We start from the raw sequence: 24,688 nt of genomic DNA, 5'->3' as shown, positions 1-24,688 counted from the left end.
GGTGTTGCTGCGGGACCGGATCCCGGGTCAGGCGGCGAGACCGTCGAGCGCCGGCTGGTGGACCACGCCGAGCGCGGTCTCCACCACCGAGACGAACTGCTCGGCCGCGCGGAGCAGGTCGTCGGCCTCCCGGGCGCTGACCACCCGGGGTATGCCGGCCTCGGCGGCGGCCCGTTTGCCGGCCCCGGCGGCGAAGAAGCGCGCCCACTCGTCGAGCTCGGGGGCGACGGTGGAGAGCAGCACCCAGACGCTGGTGATCCGGTTGCGGCGGGTGGGGGCGGGCCGGGCCCGGGCGGCGAGCAGGGCCGCGGCCGCACGCAGGGCGGCCAGGTGGGCGGCCGCGTAGCGGAGACCGTCGGGACGGGTCTGGCCGGCCTCGGCCAGCCCGTGCCGGGCCACCGCGAGGAGCTGGGCGGGGGTGCGGTGCGGCAGCACGTGTGCCGGCACCGTCGGTGGCTGAGCCGCGTTGGTCGGCATGGAACTGTCTCCTCCACTGGCCGAGGCGGCCGGCCGGCGGCGGACGGAATCCGCCGGCGGGACGCCGGGTCGAGTGGTGCGGAGGAAGACGCACCGGTGTGGGGGCCGGCCGGGTGTGGATGCTTCCCCACACCACACCCGGCCGGCGTACCGGCGGGTTCGTCGCCCGCCGCCCGGGGGTCGTGGGCGGCGGGCGACGCTCCTGCCTGATGGGGCTCGGGCTCGCGACTGCCCGGAACCCCGGTGCGGCCCGCGGAGCCGCACCGCCCGGAGCCGCGCCGCGAAACACCGCTGCCGGGGTGGGTTGGAACGAACGTTCGATGCAATCGAACACTCGTTCTAACTACTGCTGACAGTACACCTCCCCACCGACGAAAATGCAACGTGTGACGCGCCGGGCCCGCACCGGCGACGGGACACGGCGTGGCCCGACCCACCCGCGGCGGAGCGAACCGGGAAGAATGGCGGCATGCAGCCACACCCGAACGTACGGGCGGTGCAGGACGCGCTGGCCGGCGCGGACGCGCGCGACGGCTCCGGCGCGCCCGCCGCCGTCCGCCTGCTGCCCGAGGCGGTGCACACCGCCGAGGCCGCCGCCGACGCGCTCGGCGTCCAGGTCGGCCAGATCGCCAACTCGCTCATCTTCGACGCCGACGACGCGCCGCTGCTCGTGCTCACCTCCGGCGCGCACCGGGTGGACGTGGCCGGGCTGGCCGCGTCGGTCGGGGTCAGCCGGCTGCGCCGGGCCACCCCGGAGTTCGTCCGGACACACACCGGCCAGCCGATCGGCGGGGTCGCCCCGCTCGGGCACCCGCGGCCGCTGCGCACCCTGGTGGACACCGCGCTCGCCGCGTACCACGAGGTCTGGGCGGCCGGCGGCGTGCCCCGGGCGGTCTTCCCGAGCACCTACACCGAACTGCTGCGGATCACCGCCGGCACCCCGACCGAGGTGGCGTGACCGAGCGGGCCGTGGAGCACGCCGTTCCGGACCTGGTCACCCTGCACGTGTGGCGGACCGCACCGGCGGCGCTGCCCCGGGCGCTGACCCGGATGGCGCTCGACCCGCGCCGGCTGCGCGCCACCCCCGGCGTACGGTTCGGCAAACTGCTCGGCACCGGGACCGGGACCGGCTTCGGACCGGGCGACGCCGACCTGACCCGGTGGGCCGCGCTGACCGTCTGGGACTCCCCCACCGCGGCCGCCGGCTTCGACGACACGCCGGTCGGCCGGGCCTGGGCCCGGATCGCCCGCGCCGCCGTCCGGGTCGACCTGCGCCCGCTCACCAGCCGGGGTGAGTGGTCCCGTCGCCGGCCGTTCGGTGAACCGGCCGGCGGCCGGGTCGCCGGGCCGGTGCTCGCGCTGACCCGGGCCCGGCTGCGGGCCCGCCGGGCGGCCACGTTCTGGCGGGCGGTCCCGCCGGTGGCCGCGGCCCTGCGCACCGCGCCGGGGCTGCTGGCCCGCTTCGGCGTGGGCGAGGCGCCGCTGGGCTGGCAGGGCACCGTGAGCGTGTGGCGGGACCCGACGGACCTGGTGGCGTTCGCGTACCGTCACCCGGAGCATCGCGCGGCGATCACCCGGACCCCCACCGAGGGCTGGTACGCCGAGGAGCTCTTCGCGCGCTTCGAGGTGCGTGGCGTGGTCGGTGACCGCGCGGTGCTGGGCTGGGTCGACGAGGACGTGGACGACAGAGGTGGGTGGGCATGAGGTTGGTGCGGTGGACCCCGGACGATCTCGTCCGACGGCTGGACGACGTGGTGGCCGTCTACGGCGAGGCGATGGGCTACCGGGCCGACCTGCTGGAGGCCCGGCGCGGCTACATCGCCACCCACGTACGCCGACCCGGGTTCCGCGCCGTCGCCAGCCTGACCAGTGAGGGCCGCCTCGCCGGGTTCGGCTACGGCTATCTCGGCGCCGCCGGGCAGTGGTGGCACGACCAGGTGCTGCGGGCGCTGGACCCGCCGGCCCGGCAGCGCTGGCTGACCGACTGCTTCGAGGTGGTCGAGCTGCACGTCCGGCCGCCGGCGCAGGGGCACGGCCTGGGCGCCGGGCAGCTGCGCGCGCTGCTCACCATGGCCGAGGGGAGCACCACGCTGCTCTCCACCCCGGAGGCCGACGAGCAGACCTCGCGGGCCTGGCGGCTGTACCGCCGGTTCGGCTTCACCGACGTGCTGCGCGACTTCCACTTCCCCGGCGACGAGCGGCCGTTCGGCGTGCTCGGCCGGGATCTGCCGCTCGACCACCCGGCGGCATGAGCCGGCGGCTGCCCTGGGCGCTGCTGGCCGTCCTGGTGCTCGCCCAGATCTGCTATCCGCTGACCGACGGGCCGGCCCGGGCCCGGCTGACCGTGGCCACCGTCGTTCTCGGTTACCTGCTCTCGGTCGGCCACGCCCTGCTCAGCCGGGGGCCGCGCGGCGCGGCGGCGCTGGTCGCGGTGGCCACCGGCGGCGGGTTCGCCATCGAGGCGGTCGGGGTGGCCACCGGGGTGCCGTTCGGCAGCTACGACTACTCGGGCGAGCTGGGGCCGAAGCTTGCCGGCGTACCCCTGATCATCCCGCTGGCCTGGACCTGGATGGCCTGGCCGGCCTGGCTGGCCGCGGTGCGGCTGACCACGCCGGGGCGCACCGGTGCGCCGGCCCGGGGCCGGCTGGTGGTACGGCGAGTGGCGCTGGCCGCGGTGGGGTTGGCCGCCTGGGACCTCTTCCTCGACCCGCAGATGGTGGACGAGGGCTACTGGCGCTGGCGGGACGCCACCGGAGCCCTGCCCGGGCTGCCCGGCGTCCCGGTCAGCAACTACCTGGGCTGGCTGCTCTTCGCGGTGCTGCTGATGAGCGCGCTGCGCCCGCTGGCCGGGCCGGCCGTGGCGGTCACCGACGGCCGGGACGCCCCGATGCTCGCGCTCTACCTCTGGACGTACGGCTCCAGCGTGCTGGCCCACGCGGTCTTCCTGGACCTGCCCGCGTCGGCGCTGTGGGGAGCGGCCGGGATGGGGGTGACCGCGGTGCCGCTGGCGGTGGTGCTGCTGCTGCGCGCCCTCCGGCACCGCGAGGACCGGCGGGAGCCGCGCCGGGCGCAGCGCCCCGGCGTCGACGCGACGACATGACCCCGCTGCTCGCACTCGCCCTCGGCGTCGCGGCGTTGACCGCGCACACCGTGCTCAACGCCGCCCGCTGGCTGCGCCGGCCGGCCGCGCCGGTGGCCGAGGTGACCGAGCCGGTGGCGGTGCTGCTGCCGCTGCGGGACGAGGCCGACCGGGTGGCCCCCTGCCTGCGGGCGCTGCTCGACCAGCGGGGGGTGCCGGGGCTGCGCGTCGTCCTGCTCGACGACGGCTCCACCGACGGCACCGCCGAGGTGGTACGGGCGATCGCCGGTGACGACCCACGGGTCACCCTGCTCACCGGGACGGCCCCGCCGCCGGGCTGGCTGGGCAAGCCGTACGCCTGCTGGCAGCTCGCCACCCGGGCCGACCCGGCGGCCACCGCGCTGGTCTTCGTCGACGCCGACGTGGTGCTCACCCCGCACGCGGTGGCGGCGGCGGTCACCGAGCTGCGCGCGGCGGGCGTGACGCTGCTGTCGCCGTACCCCCGGATCGTGGCGGCGACGGCGGCCGACCGGCTGGTCCAGCCGCTGTTGCAGTGGCTGTGGCTGACCTTCCTGCCGCTGCGGGCGATGGAGCGCTCGCCCCGACCGTCGCTGGCCGCCGCCGGCGGGCAGTTCCTGGTGCTGGACCGGGCCGGCTACCTGCGGGCGGGCGGGCACGCCGCGGTCGCCGACCGGATCCTGGAGGACATCGAGCTGGCCCGGGCGGTCAAGCGGGCCGGCGGCCGGATCGCGCTCGCCGACGGCTCGCGGCTGGCCGTCTGCCGGATGTACGACAACTGGCCGCAGCTGCGTGACGGCTACTCGAAGTCGCTCTGGGCCACGTTCGGGCATCCGGGCGCGGCGGCGGCCGTGCTGGCGCTGCTGCTCCTGCTCTACACCGCCCCGCCGCTGCTGGCGCTGGGCACGCTCGTCGCCGGACATCCGGTGGCGGCGCTGGTGGCCGCGGTGGCCTACCTGCTCGGGGTAGCCGGGCGGGTGGTCACCGCCCGGGCCACCGGCGGCCGGTGGTGGCCCGACGCGCTGGCACACCCCGTGTCGGTCGTGGTCCTCGGTTGGCTGACTCTGCGGTCGTACCATCTGCGCAGGCGGCGGCAACTGTCCTGGCGGGGCCGCCCGGTCAGCTAGGAGGCGTCGGATGGCGCGGATCGTGGTCGTCGGCGCCGGGGTGGGTGGGCTGGCCACCGCCGCCCGGCTGGCCGCAACCGGGCACGAGGTGACCGTCTTCGAGCGGGCCGAGACGGTCGGCGGCAAACTGGGTCGGTACGTGCACGACACCCCGGCCGGGTCGTTCCACTTCGACACCGGGCCGAGCCTGCTGACCCTCCCCGAGGTCTTCACCGACCTGTTCGAGGCGACCGGGGCGAAGCTCGACGAGTACCTCGACCTGGCTCCGCTGGACCCGGTCGTCCGGCACGTCTTCCCGGACTCCTCGACCCTGGACTCCTGCGCCGACCCGGCCGAGTTCGCCGCCCGGATCGGCGCCGCCCTCGGTGACCGGGCGGCGGCGGACTGGCAGCGGCTGTGGCGCCGCGCCGAGCGGGTCTGGGCGGCCTCCTCCCGGCACGTGCTGCGCCGCCCGGTCGACTCCCCCCGCGACCTCGCCGCGCTGGCCTGGCGGCTGGGCGACCTGGCCGCCATCGGGCCGGGCCGGACGCTGCGCGGTCTGGGTCGCCGGCACCTCACCGATCCGCGGCTGCGGATGCTGCTCGACCGGTACGCCACCTACACCGGCGCCGATCCGCGCCGGGCCCCGGCCGCGCTGGTCGCCGTGCCCTACGCCGAGCTGGCCTTCGGTGGCTGGTACCTGCGCGGCGGCCTGGGCACGCTCGCCGACGCGCTGCTGTCGCGTTGTCTGGACCTCGGCGTGGTCGTGCAGACGGGCGCCACGGTGACCCGGATCGACGCCGCCGGCGGCCGGGTGCACGGGGTACGCCTCGACGGCGTCGCCGCGCCGGTCCCCGCCGACGTGGTGGTGGCCAACTGCGACGCGCTCACCCTCTACCGCGACCTGCTGCCCGATCCGGGCCGGCTGGCCGGGCTGACCGACCGCAGCCTGGCCGGTTTCGTGCTGCTGCTCGGGGTGAGCGGTTCCTCCGGGCTGGCCCACCACACCGTGCTCTTCCCCGGCGACTACGACGCCGAGTTCGACGCGGTCTTCGGCGACCCGGGCCGGGGCGTCCGGGCCCGGCCGGCGCCCGACCCGACGGTCTTCGTCACCGTCGCCGACGACCCGCTGGTCCGGCCGGCCGGGCACGAGGCGTGGTTCGTGCTGGTCAACGCGCCCCGGCACGGCACCGCAGCGGGCGCGGTCGACTGGCGCCGGCCCGGGCTTGCCGAGGCGTACGCCGACCGGATCCTGGACGTGCTCGCCGCGCGCGGCGTGGACGTGCGCGACCGGGTGCTGTTCCGGGAGATCCGTACCCCGGCCGACCTGGGGGCGGCTACCGGCGCGCCGGGCGGGACGATCTACGGCACCGCGGGTGGCCTGCTCCGGCCCGCCAACCGCGGCCCGGTGCACGGGCTGTGGCTGGTCGGCGGCTCCGGTCACCCGGGCGGCGGCCTGCCGATGGTCACCCTCTCCGCCCAGATCGTCGCCACCGCGATCGGCCCGGCCTGAAACGGGGCGCGCGGGCGGCTCGTCGCCGGACCGGCCGGGCGGGTCGGGCTCAGCCGGCTTCGAGCAGGGCCCGGCGGACGGCGGACGTCAACTGGCCCAGACCGAAGCCGGCGAGCAGCACCCAGACGGCGGTTGCCATGGTGATCGTGCCGGCCGTCAGGTCGGGTTGGATCAGCCCGGCCAGCCCCGCCACCAGCAGCCCGCCGACGGCCACCGAGACCCGGGTCGGGCGCTCCCCCACGGTCACCGCCCCGATTTCCCGCATCCCTGCGGAGACCGCCCGGGCCCGCACGTACTCGTGCAGCCAGGAGAGCGCCCCACCGGCGACCACCAACGCGCCGGGCGCGCCGATCAGCCAGAACGCGACCAGCCAGGCGACCTCACCGAGCCGGTCGGCCACCGAGTCGTAGACGTAGCCGAGCCGGGTGGTCCGGCCGGTGGCCACCGCCACCGCGCCGTCGACACTGTCCGCGACCCCGGCCAGCAGCACGAACAACGCGCCGAGGAACGGTCCGTCCCCCGGCCGTACGGCGAAGACCGGCACGCAGACGCAGAGCAGCACGCCGACCACCGTCACCGCGGTCGGGCCGACCCGCAGCCGACCCAGCACGTACCCGACGTGGTAGGCGAAGCGCAGCCAGGCGCGCACCACCGGCGCGGCCGACCGGGGGTCGAAGCCGCCGTGCAGCCGCGCCCACGCCGTGGCGTACTCGTCCCACTTCAGGTTTGTGCCCACCACGGATCAACCGTCGCGGCGGTGATCAGGTGTCGCGGTGCGCGCGTTCACGCCCGCGCGTCCACCCGGAGGTTCTGCCAGACCTCGCGGGTGGCGGTGGAGCGGTTGAGGGTGATGAAGTGGATCCCCGGCACGCCCTCGTCGAGCAGCCGGCGGCACATCTCGCTGGCCTGCTCGACGCCGAGCCTGCGCACCGCCTCCGGATCGTCGGCGACCTTCTCGAACCGCTCGGCCAGCGCGGTCGGGAACGGCGCCCCGGAGAGCTGGACCGACCGCTCGATCGTGCCCAGCTGGGTCACCGGCATCACGCCCGCGAGGATCGGGGTGTCGCAGCCGGCGGCGGCCACCCGGTCGCGCAGCCGCAAATAGTCGTCGGCGTCGAAGAACATCTGCGTGATCGCGAACTCGGCGCCGGCCCGGCACTTGCGGACGAAATGCTCGGTGTCGCTGGCCACGTCCGGGGAGCGCGGGTGCTTGTAGGGGAAGGCGGCCACGCCGACGCTGAAGTCACCGGCGTCGCGTACCAGCCGGACCAGCTCCTCGGCGTAGAGCACCCCCTCGGGGTGGCGGACCCACTCGCCGCCCGGATTGCCCGGCGGGTCGCCCCGCACCACCAGCACGTTGCGCACCCCGACCCCGGCCAGCCGGCCGATCACGTGCCGCAGCTCGGCGACCGAGTGGTCGACCGCGGTCAGGTGGGCCATCGGCAGCAGGGTGGTCTCGGTGGCGATCCGCTCGGTGACCGCGACGGTGGTGTCCCGGGTCGACCCGCCCGCGCCGTACGTGATCGAGACGAACGACGGCCGCAGCGACTCCAGCTCCCGGATCGCCTGCCAGAGCAGGCGCTCGCCCTGCGCCGTCTTGGGCGGAAAGAACTCGAAGGAGAAGGTCGGCTGCCGCTCACGGATCAGCTCCCCGATCGCCGGCTGCGGGTTGGGGAGGACCGAGGGAAGACCGAGCGCCACGCTCCGACTCTAGCGGGAGCCGGCCCCCGTACCCACGATCTTCCCACCCGATGACGGCCGGTCGGGACGCCGCCGGGCGGCCGGGTCGGGCCGGGCGGCGCGGGAAAGCGTCGTACCCCCGGGATATTCAGGTGGCAGCGCGGGTGGAGCCGGCCGGGTCGGCCGGCTCCCGGGGGCACGCGCGGGGGTCGCCGCCAGTGGTGGCGCGGCCGGTCCGATGGGGCCGGCCCGCGGCGCCGCGCCGACCCCGTCGGGAGGGATCATGACGCCGACCCCACACGCCGGCCCGCTGCTGCTCGGGCCGCTGCTCACCCAGCTCCGGCTGGCTCGCGGCTGGAGCCAGCAGCGCACCGCCGCTGAGCTCTGCGCCGCCGCCGGCGTGCCGACGCTGAGCCGGCACGAGATCTCCCGGTGGGAGCGGCAGGTCCGGGTGCCCGGCGACTTCTGGCTGCGCTGGCTCGCCGTCGTCCTCGCCGCCCCGGTCGCGCTGTTGACCGACGCCGCGGCCCGGGCCCGACGCCTCGCCCGGCCGCCGGTCGGGCCTGCCGCGGGCGCCCGGTCCCGCGCGGCGTTGCTCGCCCTGGCGCAGCGCTGGCTGGCCGACCCGCGGGCCGCCCTGCTGGTCCCCGCGCCCGGCCGGCTCACCGCCTCCGACGCACCGGGCGTCGGGTCCGGCCGGCACCCCGGGTGGCCGTCGGTCGGGGCGACACCGCCCGGTGACCCGTCTCCGCGTTCCCGCCCGGGCCCGGCACCCGACGTCGACCTGGCCGGGCTGCGCCGGCTGGACGACCTCGCCGGCGGCGTCGACCTCGCCCCGTTCGGCGCCGACCGGCTCCGCCGGGTGGTCCGGGCCCTGCCCCGGTCCGGGCCGGCCGGGCGCCGCCGGTTGCTGCCGGTGCTCGCCGAGTCGGCCCAGCTCGCCGGCTGGCTCGCCGCCGACGCCGGCGACCTGGCCGGTGGGCTGGACGCCTACCGGCTCGGGCTGCGCGCCGCGGCCGCCGCCGGGGATCCGGCCCTCGCCGGGCACCTGCTCGGCTCGGCCAGTCACCTGCTGGCCGGGGCCGGCGATCCGCAGGGCGCGCTGCTGCTGGCCCGCACCGGCTACGCGGGCAGCCGGCGGTGGGCCAGCCCGGGGCTGCGTGCCCTGCTGCTGCACCGGGTGGCGCTGGCCGCCGCGCTGGGCGGGCAGCCGGACGCCGCCCGGCAGGCCCTCGGTGCGGCCGATCGGGCCGCCGGGGCGCCCGAGCCGGAGCGGGAGCCGCCGTGGCTCTACTGGCTCGACGGCCCGGAGCTTGCGGCGATGACCGGTCGTGCCCTGGTCGCCCTGGGCCGACCCCGACGGGCCGAGGCACTGCTCGACGCGGCCCGGGAGTCGGGGGGCCCGCGCCGGGCGGCGATCTACGGCGGCTGGCTGGCCCGGGCCCACCTCCAGCTCGGCGAGGTCGAGCTGGCCTGCGACGTGGCCGGCGTGGCGCTGCTCGACGCGGTACGCGCCGGGTCACCCCGGGCGGTGACCCAATTGACCGAGGTACGTCGCCGGCTGACCGCCCACCGGCGGGCGCCCGCGGTCCGCCGGCACGCGGCCCTGGTCACGGCGGCCCGCCCCTACCTGCCCCGTCCGGTGCCCCCGGCGAAGACGGGTCGGGGACCACCGGCCCGCGCGGCAGAGCGGATACTGGCGGGTATCCGAGCGCCGACCGGACCGGCTAGCGTTCTGGCGTGACCGACGCTGCTCCCGTCTCCCCGATCGACCGTGCCGGCCTCCGCCAGCGGATCGACAAGGCCCTCACCGAGTTCCTGGCCAATCAGCGGATCTGGATGGCCGGTGTCGACGACGCGCTCACACCGGTGGCGGAAGCGATCGAGACCTTCGTGCTGGGCGGCGGCAAGCGCCTGCGGCCGGCCTTCGCCTACTGGGGCTACCGGGGCGCCGGCGGGGTGGACAGCGACCAGGTGCTGGCCGCCCTGGCCGCCCTGGAGTTCGTGCAGGCCAGCGCCCTGATCCACGACGACCTGATGGACCGCTCGGACACCCGGCGCGGCGAGCCCGCCGTGCACCGACGGTTCGCCGCCCGGCACCGCAGGTCCGGCTGGGGCGGCGACCCCGACGGGTTCGGCGACGCCGCCGCGATCCTGCTCGGTGATCTCTGCCTGGTCTGGTCCGACGAGCTGCTGCACTCCGCCGGGCTGGACCCGGGCACGGTGGCCCGGGCCCGGCCGGTCTTCGACGAGATGCGCACCGAGGTCACCGTCGGCCAGTACCTGGACGTCCTCACCCAGGTGACCCGGGACACGTCGGTGGAGCGGGCCGGCAAGGTCGCCCGCTACAAGTCGGCGAAGTACACGGTCGAGCGGCCGTTGCTGCTCGGCGCCGCGCTGGCCGACGCGTCGGCGGAGGTCCACGCGGCCTACTCGGCGTACGGGCTTCCGCTGGGTGAGGCGTTCCAGCTCCGTGACGACGTGCTCGGCGTCTTCGGCGACCCGACCCAGACCGGCAAGCCGGCCGGCGACGACCTGCGCGAGGGCAAGCGCACCTTCCTGGTGGCGGCGGCCCTGGAGACGACCGACGACGCCGGCCGTGAGCTGCTGATGGCCGGGATCGGCGATCCGGGCCTGGACGAGCGGCGGGTCGCCCGGCTGCGCGAGGTGATCACCACGAGCGGCGCGCTGGCCCGGACGGAGCAGCGGATCGCCACGCTGACCGAGACCGCGCTGGCCGCGCTGGCCACCGTCGACCTCGACACCGAGGCCCGCCAGGCCCTGGTCGACCTGGCCATCGCCGCCACTCGCCGCACCGACTGACCCACCGGCCCCCCGGCCCTCTCCCCGGGCCGGCCTGTCGATCATGAAGTTGTTGTCTCGACACGCCGGCGCCGGTGACAACAACTTCATGATCAACGTTGACCCGGCGGGCGGGGGTGGGTGGGGGGTCAGAAGCCGAGGGCCTGGGCGCGGCGCTTGACCTCGCGGGCCTGGTCGCCACCGAGCGCGGCGGCGGCGGTGCCGGAGAGGCTGTCGTCCGGCTCGTACAGCCAGCGCAGCGCGGCCTCGTCGTCGTAGCCGGCGTCGGCGAGCAGGTTGAGCACGCCGGGCAGGTGCTTGAGCACGGTGTGGTTGGCCACCAGCTCCGCCGGCACCCGGCGGATGCCATCCCGGCGGACCGCCAGGAGTTCGCGGTCGCGGATCATCTGGTGCACCTTGCTGATCGACACGTCGAGGCGCTCGGCGACGTCCGGCAGGGTGAGCCAGCCGGCCGCGTCGGCGGGTCCGGCGAGGTCGGGGCCGGCTGCGGCCTGGTCGGCGGGTACGGGTTCGGTCACCCGATCACCCTGCCACGCCGCCGCCGTGCCGGGCCAACGGCACCCCGCAGGAGGCGTCCGGCAGACGCAGGTCGGGGGTGGAACCCGTCCGCCGGCGGATTCCTGGCGGACCGGGCGCGGGCCGGTCGTCGGCGGATCGACGGGGTGCCGGTGCAGGTCAGAGCGTTCTCCGGCGAGCGGCGAGCGCGCCGGGACCCACCCGGTCGGGCCCCGGCTGTAGCATCCTGTTCAACCTTCACCCTCTGGACACATAGACTCCCTGCCGATGGACACACAGGTCGCCGACACGTTGCTGGGCTCGCTGATCGACGGGCGCTACCGCATCCGCGGTCGCGTGGCCCGTGGCGGCATGGCGACCGTGTACACCGCCACCGACGAGCGCCTCGAGCGCACCGTGGCGGTCAAGATCATTCACCCGACCCAGGCCTCCGAGGCCCGGTCGCGCATCGCCGGCTTCGTCGCGCGGTTCACCGACGAGGCGAAGACGATCGCCCGGCTGACCCACCCCAACGTGGTCGCCGTCTACGACCAGGGCACCCACGGCGGCCTGCCCTACCTGGTTATGGAGTACGTCCGCGGCCGCACCCTGCGCGACGTGCTCGCCGAGCGGCGCCGGCTCAACCCGGACGAGGCGCTGGCCATCTTCGAGCAGATGCTCGCCGCGATCGCCGCCGCACACCGGTCCGGGGTGGTGCACCGCGACGTCAAGCCGGAGAACGTGCTGGTCGCCGAGGCGCCCACCGGCGGCGTGGCCAACCTGGTCGACAGCGTGGTCAAGGTCGCCGACTTCGGCCTGGCCCGGGCGGTCGAGGCCAGCGCCGAGGAGGACGGCAACCAGCTCATGGCGACGGTGGCCTACGTCGCACCCGAGCTGGTCACCGAGGGCCGGGCCGACGCGCGTACCGACGTCTACTCGGCCGGCATCGTGCTCTTCGAGATGCTCACCGGTCGGGTGCCCTACGACGGCGACCGCCCGATCGACATCGCCTGGCAGCACGTCGACCGGGACGTGCCGGCCCCGTCGACCCTGGTCCCCGCCCTGCCGCCGGTCCTGGACGAACTCGTCGCACGGGCCACCCGGCGCGACCCGGCGGCCCGGCCCGCCGACGCCGGAGCGCTGCTCACCGAGGTCCAGGCGGCCCGCGATCAGCTGGGCAACCAGAACAGCCACACCGCCGTGCTGCGCCGGGTTCCCGACGAGCAGCCGCTGTCACAACCGACCATGGTGGTCGCGGCGGTCCGTCCGGCCGAGCGACCGAACTGGGCCCGGCTGCCCGAGGGCGGCCAGCGGGCCGGCCGACGGCGGGCCACCTCGCCGCCCGGGGAGGGCGACCTCTGGTCCCGGCTCGGCGAGCTGCGCGCCCGGGTGATGAGCGACCGTCGCGGCCGGCTGGCGGTGGCCGCCGTCGTGGTGGTCCTCGGTCTGGTCGCCGCTGTCGGGGGCTGGTGGTTCGGGGCGGGTCGCTACACGGACGCCCCCCAGCTGGTCAGCCTGACCAAGGCCGAGGCGGAGGCGCAGGCCGCCCGCGCCGGGATCACCCTCGCCTACGCCGACCCGCAGTATGACGAGAAGGCCCCGAAGGACAGCGTCCTGCTCCAGGACCCGGCGTCGGCCGCCCGGATCGTCAAGGGCAGCACGATCACCCTGACCCTCTCGCTCGGCCCGGAGCGCTTCCCGGTGCCGGACGTGGTGGGCAAGGAGTTTGAGCTGGCCGAGGCGGATCTGCTCAACGCGAAGCTCGTGGTGGCCAAGGGCGCCGCCCGCTACGACGACAGCCTGCCGGCCGGAGTGGTGATCGACACCAACCCGAAGGTGGGTGCCGAGGTCAAGCCGGGCGCCAAGGTCACGGTCATCCTGAGCAAGGGCAGGGCCCCGGTCAGCGTGCCGAACCTGGTCGGCAAGAGCCTCACCGACGCCCGGACCGCCCTCACCCAGCTCGGCCTGGTCGCGGTGGAGACCTACAAGGACTCGGACAAGCCGAAGGACGAGATCCTCGGGCAGAGCCCGGCCGACGGCACCGGCGTGGAGAAGGGCGCCCAGGTCAAGCTCGACGTCAGCAAGGGCCCGCCGCTGGTGGTCGTACCCCGGGTGGTCGACCTGCCGTGCCCGCAGGCCAAGCAGGTGCTGGAGAGCCAGGGCTTCCCGGTGGCGATCCAGTTCAACCCGAACGCGGTCGTCCGGTTCCAGAACCCGGGTGAGAACTCGCAGGTGCCGCCCGGCACCCAGGTGACGATCGGATGCTTCTGACATGGCGGTGAGCGGGGTCCGTCGGGTCGGCGCGCACACGCCGACCTCGGGCGGTCTGGCGAAGGCGGCCCTGCCCTACCTCGACGCGACCGGCGCCGAGGTGGTCCAGGTCTACGTCTCGAACTCCCGGGGCTGGGCGCTCCCGCCCGGCGACCCGGGGCAGGACGCGCTGTTCCGCGCCGGCTGCGCCGAGCGGGGCGTGCCGGTCTTCATCCACGCGTCGCTGCTGGTCAACCTCGGTTCGCCCACCCCGGCCACGGTCGAGAAGTCGGCCGAGACGTTGGCTCACGCGCTGCGGCGGGGCACGGCGATCGGGGCGCAGGGCGTGGTGTTCCACGCCGGCAGCGCGGTCGACGCGGGGCACGCCGAGGCGGCGATGCGGCAGGTGCGCGAGGCGCTGCTGCCGCTGCTGGATTCGACCACCGCGGCCGGTGGCCCGATGCTGCTGGTCGAGCCGAGCGCGGGTGGGGGACGGTCGCTCGCCTCCCGGGTCGAGCAGCTCGGGCCCTACCTGGACGCCGTCGACCGGCACCCGGGGCTGGGGGTCTGCTTCGACACCTGCCACGCCTGGGCCGCCGGGCACGACCTGGCCGCCGAGGGCGGCATGACGGCGACCCTGGACACCCTGGTGGCCACGGTCGGGGCGGATCGGCTGCGGCTGGTGCACGCGAACGACTCGAAGGACCTGTGCGGCTCGACCCGGGACCGGCACGAGAACATCGGCAAGGGCATGATCGGCGAGCCGGCGTTCGCGGAGCTGATGGCGCACCCGGCGACCGCCGGCGTCCCGGTGGTGGTGGAGACGCCCACCGAGAAGCACGTCGGCCACGCCGCCGACATCGCCACCCTCACCCGCCTGAACCCCTGACCCCCCGACCCCCTGACCTCTCCCCCTCCCCCCGCCCGTCAGGGCGCGGTGATCAAGAGATTCGCGTCAGGATCCCGCCCGGGAATGACGCAAACCTCTTGATCAACGGGGGCGGCGAGGGGGGTTGGGCGGTCAGCTGCGGAAGATCTTGGTCAGGGCGCGGGCGGCCCGGTCGATGGCGGCGTCGGTGACGTCCATGTGGGTGACGAGGCGGGCGGTCCGCGGGCCGAGCACCGAGATCAGCACCCCCTCGGCCCGCGCGGCTGCGGCCAGCGCGTGCGCGTCGAAGGCGGACTTGGTCAGGTCGAGCGGCACGAGGTTGGTCCGCACCGCGCTGGCCAGCACCCCGAACGGGGCGATCGCCTCGGCCAGCCGGGCGGCCTTCGCGTGGTCCTCGGCGAGCCGGTCGACGTGGTGGGCGAGGGCGTACCGGCCGGCCGCGGCCAGGATGCCCGCCTGCCGCATCCCGCCGCCCATCCGCTTGCGGACGAGCCGGGCCCGCTCGATCTTCTCGGCGCTGCCCACCACCAGCGAGCCGACCGGGGCGCCGAGGCCCTTGGAGAGGCAGACCGACATGGTGTCGAAGAGGCGGCCGTACTCGATCAGCGGCACCCCGTCGGCCACGTGGGCGTGCCAGATGCGGGCGCCGTCGCAGTGCAGCGCGAGTTGCGCGTCGTCGGCGATCTCGCGCAACTGGCGCAGCGTGGCCAGCGGGATCACGCCGCCGCCACCCCGGTTGTGGGTCTGCTCCACCGCGATCGCCCGGGTCGGGACCGCGAAGTAGCCGTCCGGCCGGATCATGGCGGCGACCACGTCCGGGTCGAGGTCCGCACCGACCGCCGGCCAGGTCCGGGAGGAGATTCCGCCGTACGCGGCCGCGGCGCCGATCTCGTACGTGACCACGTGCGCGTCGGCGTCGCAGAGCAGCTCCTGCCCCGGCGGCACCACCAGTTGCAGGGCGATCTGGTTGGCCATCGACCCGCTCGGGGCGAAGAGCGCGGCCTCGTGCCCGAAGAGCGCGGCGACCTCGGCCTCCAGCGCGTTGACGGTCGGGTCCTCGCCGTACACGTCGTCGCCGACCTCGGCGGTGGCCATCGCCTCCCGCATCCCGGCGGTGGGCCGGGTGACGGTGTCCGAACGCAGATCAACAAACTCAGCCACGGTCATCCTTTCGGGTGCCGACTGCGGGGCTCGCAAGCTCACTCCTCGCGTCAGCCACTGTCATTTCTCGGCTGCCGACTGCGGGGCTCGCAAGCTCACTCCTCGCGTCAGCCACGGAGCATCTCCGCCACCAGGAAGGCCAGCTCCAACGACTGCTGGGTGTTCAGCCGCGGGTCGCAGGCGGTCTCGTAGCGGTCGGGCAGGTCGAGGTCCTCGATGCCCTGGGCGCCGCCGAGGCACTCGGTGACGTCCTCGCCGGTCAGTTCGACGTGCAGGCCACCGGGGTGGGTCTCCAGACCCCGGTGCACCTCGAAGTAGCCGAGCACCTCGTCGACGATGCGGTCGAAGTGCCGGGTCTTGTAGCCGTTGGACGACTCGTGCGTGTTGCCGTGCATCGGGTCGCACTGCCACACCACCTTGGCGCCGGCCGCGGTGACCTTGGCCACGATCGGCGGCAGGGCGTCCCGGACCCGGTGGTTGCCCATCCGGCTGATCAGGGTGAGTCGGCCGGGGATGTTGTCCGGGTTGAGCTTCTCGCAGAGCTCGATCGCCTCGTCCGGGGTGGTGGACGGGCCGAGCTTGACCCCGATCGGGTTGGCGATGCGGGAGATGAAGTCGACGTGCGCGCCGTCGATCTGCCGGGTGCGCTCCCCGATCCACAGGAAGTGCCCGGAGAGCCCGTACGCCCGGTTGTCGGAGACCCGGGTCAGCGCCCGGTCGTACTCCAGCGCGAGCGCCTCGTGGGAACAGTGCAGGGTGACCGTGCGCAGCGCCTCGTCGTCGGTCATCCCGCAGGCCCGGATGAACGCCAGCGCCCGGTCGATCTCCCGGGCGATCGCCTCGTAGCGCTCGCCGGCCGGGGAGTTCTTCACGAACCCCTTGTTCCAGTCGTGCACCGCGTGCAGGTCGGCCAGCCCGCCGGCCAGGTACGCCCGGAGCATGTTCATCGCGGCGGCCGAGTTCGCGTACGCGCGGATCATGCGCTGCGGGTCGGCGACCCGCGCCGCCGGCGTGGCCTCCAGCGAGTTGATCATGTCACCGCGGTAGGCCGGCAGGCCCCGCGCGTCGGTCGGCAGCGACCGGGGCTTGGTGTACTGCCCGGCGACCCGGGCCACCTTCACCACCGGCAACGACGCGCCGTAGGTCAGCACGATCGCCATCTGGAGCAGCGTGCGGGCGTTGGCCAGCAGGTGGCTCTCGGTGTTGTCGGCGAAGGTCTCGGCGCAGTCACCGCCCTGGAGCAGGAACGCCTTGCCCTCGCAGACCAGCGCCAGCCGCTGCCGGAGCTGGTCGACCTCGTAGGGCGCGACCACCGACGGCACGGTGTCGAGCACCTTGCACACCTCGGCCACCGCCCCCGGGTCGGGCCAGGGTGGGGTCTGCTCGCGCGGCAGGTCCCGCCAGCGGTCGAGGCCGAGGGCCGCGTCCTCGGCGGAGTCGACGGTCGGGCGGCTGGTCTGCAGCCCCGGGCTGCCCACCGCGGGATGGCTCAGCTGATGCCACTCATGGCGCATGACAGAAAGCGTACGGCGACGGCTCGGGCGGCCGAGCGGCGAGGGGGATCGTTCCGGAAACTGGGAGGTCGCCGGCCGGCGGTGGCGTCGGCGCAGCTCAGGACGCGGGCGTCCCGGTCGGGGCGACCGGCGTGGCGGTGGCGCTGGCCGGCGCCTCGCCGGAGATGCACCAGTCCGCGCCGTCCTTGGTGACGGTGAACACCAGCGGCCGGGTGACCTTCCGCGAACCGGCGGTGACCGAGACCGAGACGGTCACCTCCTGGCCGCGCGGGCCGGACCGGATGTCGGTGATCGCCGCCTGCGGCACCTCGAAGTGGTCGGCGAAGTCGCCGTTCGGCCCCGTCGAAGCCGCGTCGAAACCGTCGTGCATTGTCGCGCAGAGCTGGCTGCGACCGGCCGCCGCGTCCTTCGCCGTCATCGCGTCGAGGTAGGCCTGCACCCGCTCGCGGGACTTGGCGGCGGCCTCCTCCGCGGGGGCGCGCTCGGGCTTCGCCGCCGGCTCGTCCTCGCCGCCCACGAGACCGCAGCCGGTGAGGGCGAGCGGCAGGATCGCGAGCGTGGCGGCGGCACCCATCAGCCTCCGGTGCGTCACACCCATCAACCCCTCCCTCCGACCGGTGGACATCGAGACATGCCGAGCGGCGAGTCTGCCACATCAACCTGGGTGGCGGCGAGGGTCCCTCGGCCAGCCGCGGCGCGACAGGCGCACGCGGGCGGGGAGGGACGGTGCGTGTCCCTCCCCGCCGTGTGGGTGGTGCGTCGGCCCACGGCTCAGCCGAGACCGCCCTTGACAGCGCCGATCAGCTCACCGTTGGTGGTGTCACCGGAGAGCTCCCAGAAGAAGGCGCCGCCGAGGCCCTGGTTCTTCGCGTACGTCATCTTGCCGTTGATGGTGGAGGGGGTGTCGTAGCTCCACCAGTTGCTGCCGCACTTGGCGTACGCGGTACCGCCGACGGTGCCGGTCGCCGGGCAGGTGTTCTTGAGGACCTTGTAGTCCTCGATGCCCGCCTCGTAGGTGCCCGGGGCGGCGCCGGTCGCGCTGCCACCCGGGGCGGCCTGGGTGACACCCGTCCAGCCCCGGCCGTAGAAGCCGATGCCGAGCAGCAACTTGCTGGCCGGGATGCCCTTGCTCTTGAGCTTCTGGATCGCCGCGTCGGACCAGAAGCCCTGCTGCGGGATGCCGGTGTACGAGGTGAGCGGGGAGTGCGGGGCGGTGGGGCCCTGCGCGGCGAAGGCGCCGAAGTAGTCGTACGTCATCGGCATGATCCAGTTGAGGCTGCCCGCGGCCCCGGCGTAGTCGGTGGCGTCGATCTTGCCGCCGTTGCTGCCGTCCGCGGTGATCGCGGCGGTGACCAGGGCGTTGGAGCCGAACTTCGTCCGCAGCGCGGCGGCGACGTTCTTGAACGCGTTCGGGCCGCTGGCGTCGCAGCTCAGGCCGCAGGCGTTCGGATACTCCCAGTCGATGTCGATGCCGTCGAAGACGTCCGCCCAGCGCGGGTCCTCGACCAGGTTGTAGCAGCTGTCGGCGAACGCGGTCGGGTTCTGCGCGGCCTGCGTGAACCCGCCGGACCAGGTCCAGCCGCCGAAGGACCAGATCACCTTGAGGTGCGGATACATCTGCTTGAGCTTGCGCAGCTGGTTGAAGCTGCCGCGCAGCGGCTGATCCCAGGTGTCCGCGACGCCGTCGACGCTGTCCGCAGCGGTGTAGGCCTTCTCGTAGTCGGCGTAGCTGTCACCGATCGTGCAGCGGCCGCCGGTGGTGTTGCCGAAGGCGTAGAGGATGTGGGTCAGCTTCGCGGCCGAGCCGCTGGTGTGGATGTTCTTCACGTGGTAGTTGCGGGCGTACACGCCCCACTGGGCGAAGTAGCCGACGACCTTCTTCGCACCGGCCGGCGGCGGGGTGGTCGGCGGGGGCGTGGTCGGGGGCGGGGTGGTCGGCGGGGGCGTGGTCGGCGGCGGGGTGGTGGGCGGGGTGCCGCCACCGCCGCAGGAGGCGCCGTTGACGGTGCAGTTCAACGGGGCCTGGTAGGCGCCGCTGCCGTTGTAGCCCCAGCTGAACGAGGCGCCCGGAGCGATGCCACCGGCCCAGCTCTTCTTGACCGCGACGTAGTGGTTGCCGCTGCGGGTCACGTCGGCGTCCCAGGAGCTGCTGATGTTGGTGCTCGAGGGCAGGTCGAACTCGATGCGCCAGGTGCTGACCGTGGCGTCCGAGCCGTTGGTGATCGTCACCCTGGTCTCGTGACCGGTCCCCCAGTCCTGCACCTTCGTGAACGTGGTGGTCACGCTTCCGGCGCCGAACGCGGTGGTTACGGGCAACATCGCGGCGGTCACCGCGACCACGGCGCCGGCCCAGAGGGCCCGGCGGAGCGATCTCTTCATGTGGCGTCTCCCCAAACAGTTAGGAAACTTTCCAAAAGGATGGTGAGACGCTACTCACGGCGTCATCAGTTAGTCAAGATGTGCATGTTTCGATTTCCCGTACCGGTCGAAATGCCATCCCTCGGCTCGCTCCCGGAGCGGACGGCGTCGCTGCCAGTGGCGGGCGGCGCGGCCACCGACGCCGGCCGCGCGGGGCGGCGGTAGCCTCGCCGGATGACCGTCTTCGACATTCCGATCGGCGCCCTCAACGGTGGCCCCGCCGACCTCGCCAGCTACCGCGGCCGCGCGCTGCTGGTGGTCAACGTCGCCTCGCGCTGCGGGCTCACCCCGCAGTACGCCGGCCTGCAGGCCCTGGCCACCGAGTACGCCGAGCGCGGCCTGGTGGTGCTCGGCGTGCCGTGCAACCAGTTCGCCGGCCAGGAGCCCGGCAGCGCCGCCGAGATCAGCGACTTCTGCCAGGTCAACTACGGCGTCACCTTCCCGCTGACGGAGAAGGTCGACGTCAACGGGCCCGAGCGGCACCCGCTCTATGCCGCGCTGGTGCAGACGCCGGACGCGGAGGGACACACCGGCGACGTCCGGTGGAACTTCGAGAAGTTCCTGGTCGCGCCGGACGGCACGGTGGCCGCCCGGTTCGCCCCGACGGTCGAGCCCGACTCGGCCGAGCTGCGCGCCGCCGTCGAGAAGGTGTTGCCGACCACCGCCTGAGCCACCGTCGCACGCACCCGGCCGGCGCCGACCGCCCGGCAGCGTGGTGTGTTTCCGAGGCGCCGGCCCTCGAACGGCCCCGGCAGTAGGTTGGGCCGGACGGGCTCGCGGCGCGTTCGGGCGCCGCACCGGCGGGCCACGGTGGGACGGAGTTGTGCCAGACATGACGACGGTGGGAATGATCGGCAGCGGCAACATCGGCGGGACGGTCGCCCGGCTCGCGGTGGCGGCCGGCTACGACGTGGTGCTCAGCAACTCGCGGGGACCGGAGTCACTCCGCGAACTGGTCGAGGAGCTGGGCCCACGGGCCCGCGCCGCAACCGTCCAGGAGGCGGCCGAGGCCGGCGACCTGGTGGTGGTCAGCGTCCCGCTCAAGGCCTACCGCGACGTGCCGGTGGAACCGCTGGCCGGCAAGGTCGTGCTGGACACGAACAACTACTACCCGCAGCGCGACGGGCAGATCGCCGAGCTGGACTCCGGGGCGACCACCAGCAGCGAGCTGCTCCAGCGCCACCTTCCGGCGGCGCGGGTGGTCAAGGTCTTCAACAACATCAACTTCCGGCACCTGGGGACGCTGCCCCGGCCGACCGGCGCGCCGGACCGTACCGCGCTGCCGATCGCCGGGGACGACGCGGACGCGAAGGCGGCAGCGACCGCCCTGCTGGACCGGATCGGCTACGACGCGGTGGACGCCGGCCCGCTCGCCGAGGGGCGGCGGCAGCAGCCGGGCGCCCCGGTCTACGGGGTTGTCTACAACAGCGACCCGCAGGATCCGCAGCGCTCGACCCCGGCGGACGCCGCCACGGTGCGCGCCGCGCTGGCCGCCGCCTGACCCGAGCGCCGCGCACGGACCGTGGCGCGGCGATTCCTCGGCGTGTCGGGTCGGTGACAGTTGCATCGCAGTCCCGTACACGGGACGCTCTCCGATGGACGGCTCCCCCGAAGTCCGGACCCCGGAGGCGACATGCACCTGCTCCGCACCGCACCGCGCCGCCTGTTCGCCGGAGCCGCCGCGCTCCTGATCGGCGCGGGCCTCGTGACCACCACGGCCGCGCCGGCCGGCGCCGCGACCGTCGGCTACGTCCGGCTGGCCCACCTCTCCCCCGACACCCCGAGCGTCGACGTCTACCTGGCCGCCCCCGGCACGGCGGAGCCTCGGGTCTTCCCGGGCGTCGGATACGGCGTGGTGTCCGACTACCTGTCGCTGCCGAGCGGTCGCTACGCGGTGGCGATGCGCGAGGCGGGCGCCCCGGCCAGCGACCCGCCGGTGCTCACCACCGAGGTCGCGGTGACCGGCGGTGAGGCGTACACGGTCGCGGGGGTGGGCCGCTACGCCGACCTCGGGCTGCGCGTGCTGCGCGACGACCTCAGCGCACCGCGCGGCGGGCAGGCCAAGGTCCGCGTCGTCCAGGCCTCGGTACGCGCACCGGTGCTCGACGTGGCCACCGCCGACGGGCCGACCATCGCCAACGGGGTGCACTTCGCCACCACCACCGACTACCAGCTGGTCGAGCCCGGCAGCTGGCGGCTGCGGCTCTCCGGCAGCGGCGGCCCGAGCACCCAGACGGAGGTGCAGCTGACCGGCGGCGCCGTCTACTCGCTGCTGGTGCTGGACGCAAAGAAGGGCGGCCTCACCACCGAGCTGCGACGCGACGCCGAGGGCGGCACGGTGGTGCCGGCCGGCGGGGTGGACACCGGCGCCGGCGGCCTGGCCGGACGCTGGCCCGGCGGCTACCCGTTGCTCGTCGGCGGGCTGGCCGCCCTGGCCCTGGCCGCCGGTCTCGCGCTGCTGCTGCGCCGGCGACGTACCACCTGGTGATCGCGCGGCGTGGCCCGGCGATCCGCCGGCACCGGGACCACCCGTCGGCGGCGGCCGCGCTGGTGGCGGTGGGCGCGGCGGTCTGCCTGGCCGCCGGGACCGGGGTCGGGCTGGCCGCCACCGATCCGCCGCCCCGGGCCGCCAGCTGGCGGCCCGGGTGCGCCGACGGCTGCCCGTCGGCCACCCCGCCGCCGGCCCGGTCCGCGCCACGAGGCGAACCCACCCGGGTACGCGTGCCGCGGATCGGCCTCGACGCCCCGCTCACCACGCTCGGGCTGGACCGCGCCGGCACCCTGATCCCACCGGCCGGCTTCGACGTCGCCGGCTGGTACGGCGGCGGCCCGGCCCCCGGCGACCCCGGCCCTGCCGTCCTCGCCGGGCACCTCGACTCCCGGCGCGGCCCGGCCGTCTTCGCCCGGCTCGGCGAGCTGCGCCCCGGCGACCCGGTCGAGGTGTGGCGCGGCGGGCAGCGGCTGGTGTTCCGGGTTACCGGGTTGCTGCGCACCCGCAAGGACGCGTTCCCCACCGCATCGGTCTACGGCCCGACGCCCGGCCCCGAGCTGCGCCTGATCACCTGCGGCGGCGACTTCGACCGGCGACGCCGCCACTACACCGACAACGTGGTGGTCTTCGCCGTCGCGGAGCCGGGCGGCTGGCCGCGCCGCAGCCCGAGCCCCGGCCCGTCTCGCTGAGCCCTCACACCGGCCGGCGACCGGCGAAGCCGCACTCGGCCCGGTGGTACCAGCGCACGTCCGTGTCCCCCTCCAGCCAGCACCAGAGCACCGGCCGACCGTCCCGCTCGCCGGGGAAGTCGAGCAGCACCGGGGCGATGCCCTTGACCTGGATGTCGTGCTGGTGCAGCTCGTCGAGGACGGCGTGCAGCCGGGCCTCCAGCCCCTTGACCTCGGGCCGGCCACCGAGCCGGCTCGTGCCGTGCTCGGCCAGGTCGGCGCGGAGCTCGGTCAGGTCCGCGCGCAACCGGATCAGCTCGTCGATGCGCGGGCGCAGGGTGGCCACCAGGTGCCGGGCCTGGGCGAGTGTGAACACCGGGCCAGTATGGCCGTCCCGCCGCCCGGGCGGAGTACCCCGACGGAGGTGGTGGACCCTCCTGGACCGGATGAGAACGTGGTCGGCGCCTGGACCGGCGAGCTGGCGGCGTTCGAGCGGCGCCGCGGGCCGCACCTGCTCTACTGGGGACGGACATTCGGCTGAGTCTTCACTCAGCCAACCGGTGGCCGGTCGCCGTTGTCCGGCCGGTTGCCCGGAAAACGGCTCGCGTCCGGGTCGGCGCCGATACCCTCGGCTCCGGACCTGCGATAGGAGCCGCCATGCCCGGGAAGTCACGATCTCCTGTCCTGCACCTCGTCGTCTGCGGCACCGAACCGGCCGCCGAGCTCACACCCTTCATCGCGGCCTGCCAGGAGCTGAGCTGGGAGGTCCACATCGTCACCACCCCGGACGCGGTCGACGTGATCGACCGGGATGCCCTGACCGCCCTCACCGACCATCCGATACGCGAGGACGAGCAGGCCGAAGCGCTGCACCCGCTGCCGCCGGCCGAGGCCTACGCCGTCGCGCCGGCCAGCTTCGACCTGGTCAACAAGTGGGCGTACGGGCTCAACGACAACCTGGCCCTGCGGCTGCTCAACGAGGCGACCGCCGTCGGCCTGCCGGTGGTCGCCGTGCCGGCGCCGGACCCGACGCTCGCCCAGCACCCCGCCTTCCTGGAGAACCTGGAGCGGCTGCGGCACTGGGGCGTGATCGTCACCCGACTCGCCGCCACGGAAGTCGGCGACCCGGCGCCGTGGCACGCCGCCGCACAGGTCATCTCCGCCTGGACCCGGTTCGCCCGGGTGCCCGCGCAACCGACCGCCCATCGGACCCCGCTCACCGAGCCGCTGCGGCGCGGGGTCGACGACCTGGCGATGCAGTCTGGCTGAGCGACGTCAGCTCTGGGCGGCCAGCTCGCGGGCCCGGTCCCGGGCCGCCTCGAGGGCGGCGAGCAGCGCCGCCCGTACGCCGTGCTTCTCCAGCTCGCGCACGGCGGAGATGGTGGTGCCGGCGGGCGAGGTGACCGCCTCACGCAGCTTCACCGGGTGCTCGCCGGAGTCGCGGAGCATCACCGCCGAGCCGATCGCGGTCTGCACGATCAGCTCGTGCGCCACCTGCCGGGGCAGCCCGAGCAGGATGCCGGCGTCGATCATCGCCTCGACGAGCAGGTAGAAGTAGGCCGGGCCGGAGCCGGAGAGCGCGGTCACCGCGTCCTGCTGCGACTCGGGCACCCGGATGGTCGAACCGAGCGGGGAGAACATCTCCTCGGCCAGCGCCAGGTGCGCCCCGGTGGCGTGAGCGCCGGCGGAGATGGCGGTCATCGCCTGGTCGACCAGCGCCGGGGTGTTGGTCATCACCCGGACCACCGGGGTGCCCTCGGGCAGCCGGCGGCTGAAGAAGGTGGTGGGCAGGCCGGCGCAGAGCGAGATCACCAGCTTGTCGGCCGGCACCTTGGGGCCGATCTCGTCGAGCAGCGCGCCCGCGTCCTGCGGCTTGACCGCCACGGCCAGCACCTCGGCCTCGTCGACCGCGGTCAGGTTGTCCACCACCCGGACGCCGTAGCGGGTGGCCAGCTCCTCGGCCCGGGCCTGCCGCCGGGCGGTGGCCAGCAAGCGGTCCGCCGGCCAGCCGGAACGCAGCAGCCCGGAGAGCATCAGCTCACCGATTTTGCCCGCGCCGACCACCGCAACGGTGTGCACCCCGGCTGACATCCGGTCGTACCCCCT

At 74.9% G+C, this 24,688-nt stretch carries 25 protein-coding genes; 15 read left to right on the top strand and 10 right to left on the bottom strand.

Annotation, left to right across the window (positions count from 1 at the left end; all coding sequences use genetic code 11):
- Positions 1-27: 27 nt before the first annotated feature.
- Positions 28-477, bottom strand: a complete 450-nt coding sequence (locus ACIBBA_RS23005; protein ID WP_350872367.1) for an SAV_6107 family HEPN domain-containing protein — start codon at positions 475-477, stop codon at positions 28-30.
- Between the two features lie 469 nt (positions 478-946).
- Here ACIBBA_RS23005 and ACIBBA_RS23000 point away from each other — a divergent pair, with 469 nt between their 5' ends.
- Genes ACIBBA_RS23000 through ACIBBA_RS22975 form a run of 6 tightly spaced genes read left to right on the top strand, consistent with a single transcriptional unit; the run spans position 947 to position 6,193 of the window.
- Positions 947-1,435: a YbaK/EbsC family protein gene (locus ACIBBA_RS23000; RefSeq protein WP_396700008.1), complete on the top strand. Its 489-nt coding sequence runs from the start codon at positions 947-949 to the stop codon at positions 1,433-1,435.
- Positions 1,432-2,181 (top strand): monooxygenase, encoded by a 750-nt coding sequence (locus tag ACIBBA_RS22995; RefSeq protein WP_396700007.1) that lies wholly within the window; start codon positions 1,432-1,434, stop codon positions 2,179-2,181. The genes ACIBBA_RS23000 and ACIBBA_RS22995 overlap by 4 nt, the downstream gene beginning before the upstream one ends.
- A complete protein-coding gene (locus ACIBBA_RS22990) occupies positions 2,178-2,729 on the top strand; it encodes a GNAT family N-acetyltransferase (RefSeq protein ID WP_350872361.1) in 552 nt (183 codons plus the stop codon). Before ACIBBA_RS22995 ends, ACIBBA_RS22990 begins: the two co-directional genes overlap by 4 nt.
- Entirely contained in the window at positions 2,726-3,577 is an 852-nt protein-coding gene (locus ACIBBA_RS22985) for a carotenoid biosynthesis protein (RefSeq protein WP_396700006.1), read from the top strand. The genes ACIBBA_RS22990 and ACIBBA_RS22985 overlap by 4 nt, the downstream gene beginning before the upstream one ends.
- Positions 3,574-4,701 carry a glycosyltransferase gene (locus ACIBBA_RS22980; protein ID WP_396700005.1) on the top strand — a complete coding sequence of 376 codons (1,128 nt, stop codon included), beginning with the start codon at positions 3,574-3,576 and terminating at the stop codon, positions 4,699-4,701. The genes ACIBBA_RS22985 and ACIBBA_RS22980 overlap by 4 nt, the downstream gene beginning before the upstream one ends.
- A 10-nt stretch (positions 4,702-4,711) precedes the next feature.
- Positions 4,712-6,193 carry a phytoene desaturase family protein gene (locus ACIBBA_RS22975; protein ID WP_396700004.1) on the top strand — a complete coding sequence of 494 codons (1,482 nt, stop codon included), beginning with the start codon at positions 4,712-4,714 and terminating at the stop codon, positions 6,191-6,193.
- Between the two features lie 49 nt (positions 6,194-6,242).
- Here ACIBBA_RS22975 and ACIBBA_RS22970 read toward each other — a convergent pair whose 3' ends face one another.
- Both ACIBBA_RS22970 and metF read right to left on the bottom strand, forming a co-directional pair.
- Positions 6,243-6,932, bottom strand: coding sequence for a CDP-alcohol phosphatidyltransferase family protein (locus ACIBBA_RS22970; RefSeq protein ID WP_350872353.1), 690 nt, complete (start codon positions 6,930-6,932; stop codon positions 6,243-6,245).
- A 44-nt stretch (positions 6,933-6,976) separates the two neighbouring features.
- Positions 6,977-7,894, bottom strand: a complete 918-nt coding sequence (metF, locus tag ACIBBA_RS22965; RefSeq protein WP_396700003.1) for a methylenetetrahydrofolate reductase [NAD(P)H] — start codon at positions 7,892-7,894, stop codon at positions 6,977-6,979.
- Positions 7,895-8,156: 262 nt separating this feature from the next.
- Between metF and ACIBBA_RS22960 the strand changes: the two genes are divergently transcribed.
- Positions 8,157-9,617 (top strand): transcriptional regulator, encoded by a 1,461-nt coding sequence (locus ACIBBA_RS22960; protein ID WP_396700002.1) that lies wholly within the window; start codon positions 8,157-8,159, stop codon positions 9,615-9,617.
- Complete coding sequence (locus tag ACIBBA_RS22955; protein WP_396700001.1) at positions 9,614-10,696, top strand: polyprenyl synthetase family protein; 1,083 nt, start codon at positions 9,614-9,616, stop codon at positions 10,694-10,696. The genes ACIBBA_RS22960 and ACIBBA_RS22955 overlap by 4 nt, the downstream gene beginning before the upstream one ends.
- A gap of 128 nt (positions 10,697-10,824) precedes the next feature.
- Here ACIBBA_RS22955 and ACIBBA_RS22950 read toward each other — a convergent pair whose 3' ends face one another.
- Entirely contained in the window at positions 10,825-11,214 is a 390-nt protein-coding gene (locus ACIBBA_RS22950; RefSeq protein WP_350872345.1) for an Rv2175c family DNA-binding protein, read from the bottom strand.
- Between the two features lie 265 nt (positions 11,215-11,479).
- Here ACIBBA_RS22950 and pknB point away from each other — a divergent pair, with 265 nt between their 5' ends.
- Entirely contained in the window at positions 11,480-13,462 is a 1,983-nt protein-coding gene (pknB, locus tag ACIBBA_RS22945) for a Stk1 family PASTA domain-containing Ser/Thr kinase (RefSeq protein ID WP_396700000.1), read from the top strand.
- Position 13,463: 1 nt separating this feature from the next.
- Positions 13,464-14,330, top strand: a complete 867-nt coding sequence (locus ACIBBA_RS22940) for a deoxyribonuclease IV (protein ID WP_396699999.1) — start codon at positions 13,464-13,466, stop codon at positions 14,328-14,330.
- 132 nt (positions 14,331-14,462) lie between these two features.
- Here the strand turns inward: ACIBBA_RS22940 and ACIBBA_RS22935 are convergent, their stop codons facing one another.
- The 4 genes from ACIBBA_RS22935 to ACIBBA_RS22920 form a co-directional block, all read right to left on the bottom strand.
- Positions 14,463-15,497 (bottom strand): threonine aldolase family protein, encoded by a 1,035-nt coding sequence (locus tag ACIBBA_RS22935; protein WP_396699998.1) that lies wholly within the window; start codon positions 15,495-15,497, stop codon positions 14,463-14,465.
- 101 nt (positions 15,498-15,598) lie between these two features.
- Complete coding sequence (locus ACIBBA_RS22930) at positions 15,599-17,005, bottom strand: class II 3-deoxy-7-phosphoheptulonate synthase (RefSeq protein ID WP_357050115.1); 1,407 nt, start codon at positions 17,003-17,005, stop codon at positions 15,599-15,601.
- Between the two features lie 97 nt (positions 17,006-17,102).
- Positions 17,103-17,603 carry a hypothetical protein gene (locus ACIBBA_RS22925; RefSeq protein WP_396699997.1) on the bottom strand — a complete coding sequence of 167 codons (501 nt, stop codon included), beginning with the start codon at positions 17,601-17,603 and terminating at the stop codon, positions 17,103-17,105.
- Between the two features lie 173 nt (positions 17,604-17,776).
- Positions 17,777-19,384 (bottom strand): glycosyl hydrolase family 18 protein, encoded by a 1,608-nt coding sequence (locus tag ACIBBA_RS22920; protein WP_396699996.1) that lies wholly within the window; start codon positions 19,382-19,384, stop codon positions 17,777-17,779.
- 213 nt (positions 19,385-19,597) lie between these two features.
- On the opposite strand from ACIBBA_RS22920, the gene ACIBBA_RS22915 reads away from it, so the two are divergent.
- From ACIBBA_RS22915 to ACIBBA_RS22900, 4 genes are all read left to right on the top strand, one after another.
- Positions 19,598-20,092 carry a glutathione peroxidase gene (locus ACIBBA_RS22915; RefSeq protein ID WP_396699995.1) on the top strand — a complete coding sequence of 165 codons (495 nt, stop codon included), beginning with the start codon at positions 19,598-19,600 and terminating at the stop codon, positions 20,090-20,092.
- A 163-nt stretch (positions 20,093-20,255) separates the two neighbouring features.
- Positions 20,256-20,924, top strand: a complete 669-nt coding sequence (locus ACIBBA_RS22910) for an NADPH-dependent F420 reductase (RefSeq protein ID WP_396699994.1) — start codon at positions 20,256-20,258, stop codon at positions 20,922-20,924.
- Positions 20,925-21,056: 132 nt separating this feature from the next.
- Positions 21,057-21,911 carry a DUF4397 domain-containing protein gene (locus ACIBBA_RS22905; RefSeq protein WP_396699993.1) on the top strand — a complete coding sequence of 285 codons (855 nt, stop codon included), beginning with the start codon at positions 21,057-21,059 and terminating at the stop codon, positions 21,909-21,911.
- On the top strand, positions 21,908-22,603 hold the full coding sequence (locus ACIBBA_RS22900) for a class F sortase (RefSeq protein ID WP_396699992.1): 696 nt from the start codon (positions 21,908-21,910) through the stop codon (positions 22,601-22,603). The genes ACIBBA_RS22905 and ACIBBA_RS22900 overlap by 4 nt, the downstream gene beginning before the upstream one ends.
- Before the next feature lie 4 nt (positions 22,604-22,607).
- Here ACIBBA_RS22900 and ACIBBA_RS22895 read toward each other — a convergent pair whose 3' ends face one another.
- On the bottom strand, positions 22,608-22,958 hold the full coding sequence (locus ACIBBA_RS22895; RefSeq protein WP_396699991.1) for a DUF2203 domain-containing protein: 351 nt from the start codon (positions 22,956-22,958) through the stop codon (positions 22,608-22,610).
- A gap of 281 nt (positions 22,959-23,239) precedes the next feature.
- On the opposite strand from ACIBBA_RS22895, the gene ACIBBA_RS22890 reads away from it, so the two are divergent.
- Positions 23,240-23,851 carry a flavoprotein gene (locus ACIBBA_RS22890; protein ID WP_396699990.1) on the top strand — a complete coding sequence of 204 codons (612 nt, stop codon included), beginning with the start codon at positions 23,240-23,242 and terminating at the stop codon, positions 23,849-23,851.
- A gap of 6 nt (positions 23,852-23,857) precedes the next feature.
- Here ACIBBA_RS22890 and proC read toward each other — a convergent pair whose 3' ends face one another.
- Entirely contained in the window at positions 23,858-24,673 is an 816-nt protein-coding gene (gene proC, locus ACIBBA_RS22885) for a pyrroline-5-carboxylate reductase (protein ID WP_396699989.1), read from the bottom strand.
- Positions 24,674-24,688 lie beyond the last annotated feature (15 nt).

Source organism: Micromonospora sp. NPDC051006 (assembly GCF_044456245.1).
Classification (GTDB): Bacteria; Actinomycetota; Actinomycetes; order Mycobacteriales; family Micromonosporaceae; genus Micromonospora.
This window is presented reverse-complemented; position numbering and strand designations above follow the sequence as displayed.

Coding starts and splice junctions, on each gene's coding strand:
- ACIBBA_RS22990 (WP_350872361.1), top strand. CDS start 2,178: ATGAGGTTGGTGCGGTGGACCCCGGACGATCTCGTCCGACGGCTGGAC.
- ACIBBA_RS22975 (WP_396700004.1), top strand. CDS start 4,712: ATGGCGCGGATCGTGGTCGTCGGCGCCGGGGTGGGTGGGCTGGCCACC.
- ACIBBA_RS22935 (WP_396699998.1), bottom strand. CDS start 15,497: ATGACCGTGGCTGAGTTTGTTGATCTGCGTTCGGACACCGTCACCCGG.
- ACIBBA_RS22910 (WP_396699994.1), top strand. CDS start 20,256: ATGACGACGGTGGGAATGATCGGCAGCGGCAACATCGGCGGGACGGTC.
- ACIBBA_RS22925 (WP_396699997.1), bottom strand. CDS start 17,603: ATGGGTGTGACGCACCGGAGGCTGATGGGTGCCGCCGCCACGCTCGCG.
- ACIBBA_RS22920 (WP_396699996.1), bottom strand. CDS start 19,384: ATGAAGAGATCGCTCCGCCGGGCCCTCTGGGCCGGCGCCGTGGTCGCG.
- ACIBBA_RS22940 (WP_396699999.1), top strand. CDS start 13,464: ATGGCGGTGAGCGGGGTCCGTCGGGTCGGCGCGCACACGCCGACCTCG.
- ACIBBA_RS22960 (WP_396700002.1), top strand. CDS start 8,157: ATGACGCCGACCCCACACGCCGGCCCGCTGCTGCTCGGGCCGCTGCTC.
- pknB (WP_396700000.1), top strand. CDS start 11,480: ATGGACACACAGGTCGCCGACACGTTGCTGGGCTCGCTGATCGACGGG.
- ACIBBA_RS22890 (WP_396699990.1), top strand. CDS start 23,240: ATGCCCGGGAAGTCACGATCTCCTGTCCTGCACCTCGTCGTCTGCGGC.
- ACIBBA_RS22930 (WP_357050115.1), bottom strand. CDS start 17,005: ATGCGCCATGAGTGGCATCAGCTGAGCCATCCCGCGGTGGGCAGCCCG.
- proC (WP_396699989.1), bottom strand. CDS start 24,673: ATGTCAGCCGGGGTGCACACCGTTGCGGTGGTCGGCGCGGGCAAAATC.
- ACIBBA_RS23000 (WP_396700008.1), top strand. CDS start 947: ATGCAGCCACACCCGAACGTACGGGCGGTGCAGGACGCGCTGGCCGGC.
- ACIBBA_RS23005 (WP_350872367.1), bottom strand. CDS start 477: ATGCCGACCAACGCGGCTCAGCCACCGACGGTGCCGGCACACGTGCTG.
- ACIBBA_RS22915 (WP_396699995.1), top strand. CDS start 19,598: ATGACCGTCTTCGACATTCCGATCGGCGCCCTCAACGGTGGCCCCGCC.
- ACIBBA_RS22980 (WP_396700005.1), top strand. CDS start 3,574: ATGACCCCGCTGCTCGCACTCGCCCTCGGCGTCGCGGCGTTGACCGCG.
- ACIBBA_RS22905 (WP_396699993.1), top strand. CDS start 21,057: ATGCACCTGCTCCGCACCGCACCGCGCCGCCTGTTCGCCGGAGCCGCC.
- ACIBBA_RS22985 (WP_396700006.1), top strand. CDS start 2,726: ATGAGCCGGCGGCTGCCCTGGGCGCTGCTGGCCGTCCTGGTGCTCGCC.